We start from the raw sequence: 11,932 nt of genomic DNA on the forward strand, positions 1-11,932 counted from the left end.
TTAAACAGACTCTTTCACAGCTTTCTCTAAGCGTTCTAGTGCTTCTGTTAATATCTTTCTCGGACACGCCACATTGATCCTCTGGAATCCCCGTCCGGCTTCTCCGAAGATATTTCCACTGTCTAGCCATAACTTGGCTTTCTTTATGATCAGATCTTCTAACTCCTCTGCGGATAATTGTAGACCGGAGCAGTCTAACCACAACAGATAAGTGCCCTCATGCGGTGATAACTGCACACCCGGAATCCGTTCTTCCACAAACTGTTTTGTATAGGCAATATTCTCTTTGACATACTGATACATTGCCTGATACCATTCTTCGCCATGTGTATATGCGGCTTCGGCTGCAACTAATCCCATGATATTTAGCTGGCTGTAACCGGCTGCTGTCACCTGTTTTCTAAACTGGCTTTTTAACTTTGGATCCGGGATAAAAATATTCGATACCTGCAATCCTGCAATATTAAAAGTCTTACTCGGTGCCATTGCTGTAATGGCAATCTCCTGATATTCTTTTTTGATCGCTGTAAACACCTGATGTGAACCTTCAAACACAAAATCAGCATGGATCTCATCACTGACCACGATCACATGATGTTTATAACAGATATCCCCGATCTGCTCTAATTCTTCCCTGCTCCATACTCTGCCGACCGGATTGTGTGGATTGCACAATAAGAATAATTTCACATTCTCATTCACGATCTTTTGCTCAAAATCCGTCACATCCATGTGGTAATATCCATTTTCATCCCTTACGAGTGTATTGCTTACTAAACGTCTGCCATTATCTGTAATGACTTCACTGAACGGATAGTATACCGGCTGCTGAATCAAAACGGCATCTCCTTCCTCTGTAAATGCCTTAACTGCCATTGCAAGTGCAAATACGACTCCCGGAGTTTTTATCAGCCACTTTTTTTCGACCTGCCAGTCATAATGTTTCCTGATCCAGTTTTCTAATGCCGTAAAATAGGATTCCTTTGCTTCACTATATCCAAAGATCCCATGCCCTGCCTGTTTTACGATCGCATCCTGAATATAAGAAGATACTGTAAAATCCATATCTGCCACCCAGAGCGGCAGTACATCTTCTGGCATATGCCGTTCTTTTGCAAAATCATATTTCAGACAATTACTGTTTCTTCTGTTGACAACTGTATCAAAATCAAGATTTCTCTCTGCCATCTCTTTCTCTCCTTGCTATCTCAAATACTCTTTCAAATTCCAAGATCAGGTCGTTTGCAGCTTCAATCCCTACGGACAGGCGAAGTAACCGTTCATTAATCCCGTTTTTTTCTAACTGGTCTTTTGGCACATCTGCATGTGTCTGTGTGATCGGATAAGTGATCAGTGTTTCGACACCACCTAAACTCTCTGCAAACTGTATCAGTTTCACATTGCCTAAAATACTCTTCGCGAATGCTTCACTTTCCACTTCAAATGTGACCATTCCGCCAAATCCGCGGCTCTGTTTTTTCATGATCTCATATCCCGGATGCTCTTTTAAGCCCGGATATAATACTTTTGTGACTTCTTTCTGTTCTGACAGGTAACGAGCGATCTCAAATGCGTTCTCCTGTGCCTTTTCCATACGCAGTCCTAACGTTTTGATACCACGCAGTATAAGCCAGCTGTCAAATGGTGCAAGTCCGGCTCCTGTCGTCTTGATGATAAAACGGAGCCCTTCAGCGATTTTTTCCTCTCCTGCCACTAAAAATCCGGATAATGTATCGTTATGTCCGCCTAAATATTTTGTGCCGCTGTGTACGACGATATCTGCACCAAGATCTAACGGATTCTGAAAATACGGGGATAAAAATGTATTATCCACGATCAGAAGTGCCCCATGTGCATGGGTAAGTTCTGCAAGTCTTTTAATATCATAGACATTCATCATCGGATTTGTCGGTGTTTCGATGTAGACTGCCTTTGTATTTTCCCTGATGTTACGCTCAATTTCAGCTTCAATGCAGTCTATTTTGGTGATCTTAAGACCGTTTTTCTCACTGATATGGTCAAACAGACGGATCGTTCCACCGTAGAGATCTGCGTCTACGATCAGATGATCCCCCGGTTTAAATAATTCCATAAGCGTAGCGATCGCCGCCATTCCGCTTGAAAAAGCCAGTGCATCAATTCCGTTTTCTAAAGATGCAACCACTTTTTCTAATTGTTCTCTTGTCGGATTCTGCAGTCTGCTGTAATCATAGCCTGTGCTGTTTTCTACTCCCGGATGTGCAAACGTTGCCGTCTGAAAAATCGGAAAACTGACTGCCCCATACGGACTTTTCTTATCTTCGTTTTCTAAATGAATACATTTTGTTAATACGTCTACGCCCATGATATTTCACCTCTTATATCTGATATTATCAATACATTTCCTATCTGTTTAATATGGTATAAGAGTAGCACAGATCTGACATCCTGTATAATACCTATAAACTAGAAATGGTTATAGGAAAAAGTTATATACAGCCATTCCTTCTTATCCAAGTGCTTTATCTTTGTATTTTGAAAGTTCTTCGATATATTTTTTTCCAAGAGAACTGATCGTCACGCCTTTTCTCGAAAGATAACCGATCGTCATGCTCTCGTCGGATCTTAAGCGGACGGCGCAGTAATCAGAACCGTTTAATTCTTCACAGATAATACCGGAACACAACGTATAGCCGTTTAGCCCGACCATCAGGTTTAACAGTGTTGCCCTGTCATTTGCCCGGATCAGCTGCTTATAATGATAGGTGCTTAGTACTTCTTCTGCAAAATAAAAAGAATTATTATTGCCCTGTTCAAATGCAAGGCATGGATAATCTTCTAATTCTTCAAGTGTCAGTTCTTCCTTGTCTGCTAATGGGTGCCCTTTCCACATATAGACAAAGATATGGCAGTCTAGGATCGGATGAAATTCCAAACCATACTCACTGAATAGTTTATGTAAGATCTTCTGGTTAAAATCATTCAGATATAAAATACCGATCTCACTTTTGAAATTTTTCACATCTTCGATCACTTCATAAGTCTTTGTTTCGCGGATCGCAAACTCGTATTCTTCCATACCAAACTGTCTGACCATTTCCACAAAAGCATTGACAGCAAATGTATAATGCTGTGTTGATACACCGAATTTCTTTTTTACAGTTTCTTTATCCACATATTTTGCCTCGATCAGCTTATACTGATCCACGACCTGACTGGCATACCCGATAAATTCTTCGCCTTCCGGTGTCAGGTAAGCACCTTTGTTGCTTCTTCTGAATACTTCGATCCCGATTTCCTCCTCAAGATCGCGGATTGCTGCGGATAAACTCGGCTGGGAAATAAATAACTGTTTTGCAGCCTCATTCATGGATTTTGCATTTGCAACGGTAAGTGCATATCTTAACTGTGTTAATGTCATGATCTCATTCCTTTCGTTTTCCAGACTCCTTTTGCATAAAATAACAGTGACAGCATAGTTCCAATCACCCAGCCTACCGGCCATGACATCCAGATGCCTGTCGTTTCAAACGGTACGGCTAAAATATATCCTAATACGACACGCAGGATCAGATCTGTAAACGTCGATGTCATAAAGCTTTTCATTGCACCCGAACCACGCAGTAGACCATCGGTTGCAAGTTTTAAAGATACGACAAGATAAAACGGTGATACGATCTTTAAAAATTCAATTCCTGTATGTAATGCATCTTTTGATTCTTCTTTCATAAACAAATGGATCAGAAAATCTCCCTTAAAGAAGCACACCAAAAAGAATGGTACGGCAAGCATGATTCCTATGCGTAAGCCTGCACGGAGTCCTTTTCGTATCCGGTCTTCTTCTCCTGCTCCGATATTCTGTGCCGTAAAACTCGATACCGCATTTCCTAAGGTACTAAAACAGTTGATCGCAAATGTATTGATCTTGATCGCTGCGGAATATCCTGCAATGACTGACGAACCGTACCCATTGATCAGGCTCTGGATAAAAATATTTCCGACTGAGATAAAACTCTGCTGTAAAACACTTGGTATTGCGATCCATGTGATCCGTTTTAGCATTGGAAACGAAAATAACTCCGGTGTACCGTCACTTTCGATTGCTTCTAAACGTTTCCTTAAGGTAAACATTGCCAGAAGACAGGCTGCACCCTGACAGATAAACGTCGCCCATGCAACACCTGCAACGTCCCAGTGGCAGACTGCTACAAATACCCAGTCTAACGCAATATTGCTTAATGACGATGCGATCAGAAAATAAAGCGGTGTTTTAGAATCCCCTAATGAGGTAAAAATTCCTGTCACAACATTATATAAGAATAAAAATACAAATCCTCCGATATAGATCCTTAAATAGATATCTGCATCTGCAAAAATATTCTCCGGTGTGCGGATCGCATACATCATACTCCTACAGAAGATCAGCCCGATCACCGTCAGAAATAGTGACAGTACAAATGATGCAATCAGCGTTGTCGATACGGCTGTTTTCATCTCCTGATAGCGCTTCGCCCCGAATAACTGCGAAATAATGACTGCACAGCCGACATTACACCCCATTGCGATCGCCATAAAGATCATGGTGATCGGATAAGAAGCGCCAACGGCTGCTAATGCATTTTCCCCATGGGAAGAAAAATTCCCCACGATCATACTGTCTGCGATATTATAAAACTGTTGAAATGCCACACTTACAAACATCGGAAGTGTAAACTGCCAGAGTATTTTCCCCGGTTCTCCTTTTGTCAGATCCTTGATCATGTTCTCTCTCCTTACATACTGATTCCTGTAATTTATTATAGTTTTGTCGTCGGACATGTCAAGAAATACAAAAAAATACAGTCCACAAAAATCTGCAGACTGCATTTTCTTATATCCTTTGATCCATGTTAAATCGCTTTTACAGTGATTTTTTTATTCAATCCTTTTTTCACAAACAGCTTACGATATGTGGTGCGTTTTGACTTTTGCACTAAGATTACCGTATTCTTTTTGATCCCTTTAAATGCACCCGATGCGATGCTCTTTTGTGTCAGCTTTTTGGATTTGATCGTGATCTTCTTTAATTTTGCACTCTTGCCAAATGCACTTTTACCGATCTTTGTCACAGTTGCAGGAACGGTGATCTTTGTCACCTTTTTTCTGTTCTTAAATGCATTTGCAGAAACTTCGGTCACTTTATACTTCGTTCCATCTAAGGTAACGGAAGATGCGATCTTAACACTTCCCTTTGCTTTCTTAGATGCTTTATAGAAAGCTGCCTCTTTTTTCTTTGCACTGATGACTTTATATACGGTACCATCTTCCATGGTGACGATATCATGATCCGATAGTCCCGTCGTTACAGTTTCTGCCGGTGTTTCCGTTTTACTTCCGTCTGATGTCGTTTTATCGTTCGTACCAGCAGGTGTTTCCTCTGTTTTGGGATCTGTTTTGTGATCTGTTTTCTGATCTGTTTCTCCTGATGGCTTTTGTACTTCTTTGATCTCCGGCACGACCTCTCTGCTCAAGATCATATAACTCTTATCTTCCGGCAGAAAAGCGATGAGCACCGTTTCTGTCGTACCCACAGGCAGCACTTTATCTAAATCATTTTCATAAACTTCCCATCTTCCGGCTAAGACTTCTCCGCCTTCTTTCGTATAGACCTTACCGCCTGTAAATTTCAGATATCCAAGCTTATCTCCATAAGTACCGGAAAGTTTTGGCAGTTCTGCAATGTACGGATGCTTGAAATCTGTATAAAAATAAAGGCTGTGGCACTCACCGACATTGCCGGCTTTATCTACCGGTCTTACTGTCATATAATAGCAGGTATTTTCCGTAAGATCCTTCAAAGGAAAAGCAATCGGTTTTCCCACCTGTTCCGCTGTAATCGTTCCTTTTCCATACTTTATACTATCTATGCCGGCAAGATCTGAATCTGGACTAATATCCGGTTCATCATAAGTCAGCACATACTCATATGTACATTCTTCTGAAAAGCTGTACGCTAAATCTGTTGTTACATCTGTGCTTTTTCTGTCCTCTAAATTCACAACCGGTCTTGTCCAGTCTGTCACAAAACCATCTGTGCAGATATAACCACTACGATTTCCGGCATTGTCAACTGCATAAGCATAGACTACCTGTGCACCTTCGATCTTGGAATTTAATTCAAATTTTCCATCTTCTGCTTTTTTAAATTCTTTTTTGACTAAGGATTCCGGTAGCAGTACCTGATAGGACTGTGGATCTGTAACAGCATCAATATAATAATAGTAATCAGCCACTCCTGACATACTGTCTTCTGCCACGATCGTCCCTTCCCGCCATGTACCATGCCGGTCAAAGGAAAACTTATCTAAAAGTGTCTTTGATGTTTCTCCATCTATCGTGATTCCACCATTTGCAAATGACGGACCTGTCTGGTCAATCCGAAATCCCGGAATAGTAATCTTTTGTGTGACACCGCCATTTTTATGGCGTAACCGTATATACTGCGGATCATATACTTTATCCTCGGAAAAGACGAGTTTATCTTCCCAGACCAAATCCGCCATATCTTCCGATTGACCAATCTTCGATACTTTATAATCTTCTGCACTGATCACAACGTCAGAACAGTACCAGTCATTTACTTTTGTTCCATGCACATAATTATCCTCATTATCCCACGGTTGATGGTAATAATTGACACTGACAGATGCTTCTTTATAAGCACCAGAAATCCTATAACCTGCACATTCCGCATCAAACCAGTAGCGGTATTTACCTCCTGCATCAAAGCCGGTCGGGATCGTTAAAGCTCCATTTTCATCTATGCTGTAGCCTGCGGTACTATCTGCCTTCTTTGTATCACTTTCCCCAGCTTTCTGATAATACCATGTATAATTGATCTTTTTGCCTTCATATTCTTTACTCTGTTTGATCCATGGTTTGATCACAGCATTTTCTTCCATATAACCTACCTCACGAGCTTCCGGTATCTCGGTGAAACTGATCGGGGCTTCTCTTACATCAACCTCGGATATGTTATCACTATTTAAAATATCTTCGTCTAAGATCAGTCCCTCTCCTTCCTTTCTGGAATAGAATGTATATCCTTCTGCTAACAGATTTTTGATTGAACTCGCTGATGTGATCCCCTGCACTGCAGTTCCAGGAATAGATTGCTCCTTAGCATAACTGCCGCCTTTTAAGACTACTTTTCCATCGCAGTCAATTCGTCCGGCAAAACTGCCATCATTGACCACCAGTGTTCCATCACTGTTCACATATATGGAATTACCGGCAGTGATAAATGACGCTCCATCTATGACTGCTGTTCCACCCATTACCGAAAGTATACCTATTACACACATCGGATTTGATGTAATATTTTTTAAAATCAGGTCTTTACCTAATGTCAGATTTCCACCAGTCAGTATCACTGTTGGTGAAGAATCAACATTTTCAACAATCATACCATTATCAACGGTCACATCAGCCATATCCGAAATCTTGATATAGTTGAAGTCCCCGGAGCCGTAAGGTCCTTCCTGCGTAATCGTATGCCCGTTTAGGTCAAGCTTTACCTTTCCTTCTGTAAACTTCACCGGATCCCATAAACTATAATCTTCTAAAAGCTGTACGACTGCTCCGTCTTTTACATTTTCTGCTGCCTCCTGTAAACGCGAATATCCTTTTACCTCTCCGGAAGGATCTGTCACATTGACTACGATTTCTTCTTCTGAACGTACGATATACATTACTGTCAGTGTAATAACTTTTGTATCAACATCTGTGCACTCACAGTAATAAGTATATGTTCCCGGTTCAAGTGTTTCCGGCATGGAATATCTATATTGATTGGCTCCTTCAATCGCTTCTGCTTCATTTTCTCCTTTTTTTACATACCATTGATATGTAGTAGAATCAGACTCTACACGCCGCCTGGCAAACTGTATTCTGTTGTCATCTACACTCATATATTTCTGATATTCCGCTGTTGTATATCTATAAGGACGTATTTTTTCCTCATCTTCCGCCGTCTGATCCACATCGTCCTCTGCATAAACCGGTGTAAGATCTGCCACATTTACCACAGAGCCTGCCATCACGGCTGCCAATAACATTGCTAAAAATCTTTTTCTCATCTTTCTTCCCTCCTGTCCGTACTATAACAAACCAATCTCTCTACCCAGATTGACAGCCTGCTGCCTGTTCGTCACATCGAATTTCTTGAATATATTATTACTGTGAAACTTCACTGTTCCTGTTTTTTTACCCAGTATATCTGCAATCTCACTGTTGCTCATGCCCTGTCCCATCAATCTTAATACTGCCTCTTCTGTTTTTGTCAGAGGCTCATAATATTCGATCGGGGATTTCAGATAATCCGGAAAATGTCTGCCCACTTCTGCTGCAAACTGCATGATCTTGTCTGTAAATCCATCTGTACCATATTTTTTCTGATAGGCAAATATCATCTGTGCCATACAGCTTCCCTCATCAGCAAGAAGCCGGATATACTGACGTTTTTTTGCGATTTCTAATGCCTTTGACAGTTCTGTAAACATCCGGTCCTCATCATTTACCTTATAACAGATGACCGCAGATAACATATAACATTCACACAGATCCATCGGGCGGTTTCCCTGCTGCAACAATACTGTGAGCTGCTGTACCAGCACATGGGCAACCATATATTTTCCCGTCTGTATATAACAGCGGATTTTGACCAGATAAGCATACACATCCATCATATAGAGTTCATGGTTCTCATCCGGTGCCACATGTTCTAACCACTCTGTGACTTCCTCCTGTCTGCCGTCATAGCAGGCTGCTAAACATTCTAATGCATCTAAACTTGTGTTCAATTCTTCCCAGCCGGTCTTATGTATCCGATCCCTGATCTTAATGACAAGAGGACCTGCCGCTTTCGTTTGTCCGTTTACGATCAGTATCTTCATCTGAAGTGCCAGTGCCACGAACAGACAACGCATATCCTGTTCCTGTTCGATAAGCGGTATCGTACCTGTGACAAGTACTAATGCACGGAAACAGTCATTCTTCTGGTAATTCCACTCTGCTAACATGATCTCATACACGCTCTTTCCCGCATTGCCATATAATTTTTCGATCGTATCTGTGATCACATCTTTGTATTTTTCCAAATAACGTCCAAATCTTGTAAAATCACGGAATCCATTGAGTATGCCCGGACGCGATGCTGAAAGCGTCAGATTTGCAACCGGAACCTGTCCATGTTCGATCAGCCAGAATACATCTTTTAAAAATCTGATATCTGTTGTATACGGCATAACAATCTCTGTCGCACACCGGCAGACTTCATGATAGATCGTATTTTCGGATGCCTGATACTTCAATGCCATTTCCATTGCATCCACATATGCCCTTGCTTCATCTAACCTTCCTGTCATTGCCGAAAGCAGTGCCAGGTGAGAAAACAATACCGGATATCTGACACATTCTTCATTTCCCAACTTACGAAAATATTCCCTGCTCTCCCATAAAGCAGGCATGGAAAATGTGTGCTGTACAAATTCCTCTAAGATCACCGGAAGTAACTGTCCGTTTTTATCCGCAGCCCGCATGATGCGTAATATCTCTTTTTTCGGCCGCGGATATGTCGTTTGTACCTTCTTATCCATTTCTTATCCTTCTATCCTAACTTTATATACGGTTAACCTGTCTTTATTTTTTTAATCCCCCATCGTATGGGTTTGTACTGAAAATCTAGGTGATTCTAATATTATGAAGTGAGTGTCAAAAGCAGATTTTGCCACTCACTGATGTATCCGGATGGCTCCATTGCTACTTATTGACACTTATATCATATTATTGTAGCTGATTTGCAAGTATTTGTATAGCAAACTAAAGTATAGTTTTTATGGTTGTTTTATACAAACTTTCCCAGGAATCCCAAGCGTAAAAGAATGATAGAACCGGCATTTTTCATAGCGTTGCCAACACCTGCAGCTTCTAAGGAACGCATAACATGATATTTATTTTTGCCTGCGTTCAGAATCTATACCTGATTATTACGGTCAAGTTCCGGAAAGACAACAATTGGATGAACTCCATGTTTTACAAGTGCAGGTTCTTCTGCTTCAAATTTGATTTCACTTAATGTAATATAAGTTCCTACTAATATTACCAATACCGATATAACTGCAATAATCTTTCTTTGCTTGTCAAACTCACAGATTAATTGTAAAAATCGTTCATCATATGCTTCCTCAAAAAAGCACTGTGTACTACCTTAGTAAACCCACAAACATCTACTTTCATATACATTCTACCCCTCTGATAAATTTTTCTATCAGTCTGTTTACTTCATCCGGCTGGTCAGCGTTGGAATTATGACCAGCATTTTTTATCCATTTAAGCGGTAAGCCTTCCCTCTGATGCCATTTTTTATTGTAGCTTTTGGCTGAGCCCGCTTTATCCTTTTCACCACAGATAAGAAGTGCCGGACAACTGATATGATATGGCAGATCCGCCTTAATTGCCTCAGCAAGCATTCTGTACCCGAAGCCGGCAAGCCTTGCATATTCTTTAGGATCTGAATCATAGGACATCATCATCTTTCGCATAAGCTTCTGACCATAATCCGTCTCTGCGCACCCTCTTGAACCAGCCCTAAGAAGTGCTTTCCATGGATATATTCTATATAATGGCTCTACTCTTTCAAGAAGCCATATTTCCATTGCACTAATATACGACTTTTTAAGCGGTGCAGAATCAATGGAGATAAAGCCTTTTATCTTATCCGGATATAATTCCATATACATTTGAGCCAGATATCCACCCATAGACTGACCGATAATGATGGGATTATAAATTTCTTCTTTTGCTAAGATTTCATCAAGCCATTCTGCCATGTCAGACAGACTGTAATTATTCGTAAATGGTCTGGATAACGCATGTGACGGTGCATCCCATACAAACACATTCTGTTTCTTTTCAAAATATTCTATCTGCTTTTCAAAAAGCCTGTGGTCTGCTGTAAGTCCCGGTAAAAACACTAACGTAATTTTCTGCTTGTCTATTATATTTACAAAATAATGGATGCAGCCACAGGGTGTCTTATAACTGTTTTCGGTCATTTTCCATCCCCTTTCCATAAACCCTTTCCCAATGATTTATCATTTCCAGATATTCCTGCTCAAAAGCAGTTACATCATAATTCTCTGTTCTGTACCAAGACTTCAGCATCCCTTCTGAGGCATACAGAATTTCTTTGTATATACGAGCAAACTCTATATCCTTACGGATGGAATCAAGATTCAAAATTGACAGAAGCATTTCCGATGTCGTTTGGGCTGCATCCTGTACATCCGGTTGGATGATGGATTGAATATCCGGCTCGGTTTCAAAGTATGAATTAATGGAAAACAGAGATAAAAATGTGTATTTTCTCATCACTGCACACTTAGCCATCAGACCACGACGCATCATTTCAAAAAAATCATCTGTTTCATATACCTTATATTTACACATATATTTTTTTGTTAAATCCGCTGCATGCTTCCATAAAAAAATATATAGCTCCAGTTTATTATGAAAATAATGAAACAAAAGTGATTTGGAAATTCCGGCTTCTGCTGCAATTTCTGAGGTTGATGCCTTCTTATATTGATTCATTGCAAATACTTTATATGCAGCATTCAATATTTGCCATTGTTTTTCCACAGGCAAAGCATAAAATTTTTCATTCATAAGCTACCTCCGTTGACCGATTCGGTTAATGCGAGTATATACCCATTGACCGATTAACGGAAGACCTTACTCTCTTGTTTTTTACTTTCATATTTATTGTTTTATATGTTACTTCTCTATTAGTTCTGCAGTCGAGTAGACTAAAGCCTTGCAACTTTAGCCCCTCACAGATCCGTACGTGCGGCTTTCCCGCATACGGCTCCTCATAATAACATTCACTTTAATATAAGCAATAGTACGTCTTTGG

At 40.5% G+C, this 11,932-nt stretch carries 9 protein-coding genes; all 9 read right to left on the bottom strand.

The features are described from left to right. The 9 genes from H8S17_RS14320 to H8S17_RS16600 all read right to left on the bottom strand — a co-directional run bounded on the left by H8S17_RS14320 (position 1) and on the right by H8S17_RS16600 (position 11,685). On the bottom strand, positions 1-1,188 hold the full coding sequence (locus H8S17_RS14320) for a MalY/PatB family protein (RefSeq protein ID WP_186867736.1): 1,188 nt from the start codon (positions 1,186-1,188) through the stop codon (positions 1-3). Then, a complete protein-coding gene (locus H8S17_RS14325) occupies positions 1,169-2,344 on the bottom strand; it encodes a trans-sulfuration enzyme family protein (protein WP_186867737.1) in 1,176 nt (391 codons plus the stop codon). The genes H8S17_RS14320 and H8S17_RS14325 overlap by 20 nt, the downstream gene beginning before the upstream one ends. 144 nt (positions 2,345-2,488) lie before the next feature. Then, a complete protein-coding gene (locus H8S17_RS14330; RefSeq protein ID WP_186867738.1) occupies positions 2,489-3,400 on the bottom strand; it encodes a LysR family transcriptional regulator in 912 nt (303 codons plus the stop codon). Then, complete coding sequence (locus H8S17_RS14335; RefSeq protein ID WP_186867739.1) at positions 3,397-4,740, bottom strand: MATE family efflux transporter; 1,344 nt, start codon at positions 4,738-4,740, stop codon at positions 3,397-3,399. Before H8S17_RS14335 ends, H8S17_RS14330 begins: the two co-directional genes overlap by 4 nt. Positions 4,741-4,868: 128 nt before the next feature. Next, the gene (locus H8S17_RS14340) at positions 4,869-8,096 is read right to left on the bottom strand and encodes a leucine-rich repeat protein (RefSeq protein WP_186867740.1); all 3,228 of its coding nucleotides are present in this window, start codon (positions 8,094-8,096) and stop codon (positions 4,869-4,871) included. A 21-nt stretch (positions 8,097-8,117) separates the two neighbouring features. After that, positions 8,118-9,614, bottom strand: coding sequence for a LuxR C-terminal-related transcriptional regulator (locus tag H8S17_RS14345; RefSeq protein ID WP_186867741.1), 1,497 nt, complete (start codon positions 9,612-9,614; stop codon positions 8,118-8,120). A 377-nt stretch (positions 9,615-9,991) separates the two neighbouring features. Next, positions 9,992-10,123, bottom strand: coding sequence for a hypothetical protein (locus H8S17_RS16790; protein ID WP_279287818.1), 132 nt, complete (start codon positions 10,121-10,123; stop codon positions 9,992-9,994). A gap of 127 nt (positions 10,124-10,250) precedes the next feature. Further along, positions 10,251-11,072 carry an alpha/beta fold hydrolase gene (locus H8S17_RS14350; protein ID WP_186867742.1) on the bottom strand — a complete coding sequence of 274 codons (822 nt, stop codon included), beginning with the start codon at positions 11,070-11,072 and terminating at the stop codon, positions 10,251-10,253. Next, a complete protein-coding gene (locus tag H8S17_RS16600) occupies positions 11,053-11,685 on the bottom strand; it encodes a TetR/AcrR family transcriptional regulator (protein ID WP_243238094.1) in 633 nt (210 codons plus the stop codon). Before H8S17_RS16600 ends, H8S17_RS14350 begins: the two co-directional genes overlap by 20 nt. Positions 11,686-11,932 lie beyond the last annotated feature (247 nt).

This window comes from Roseburia zhanii (genome assembly GCF_014287635.1).
Lineage (GTDB): Bacteria > Bacillota > Clostridia > Lachnospirales > Lachnospiraceae > Roseburia_B > Roseburia_B zhanii.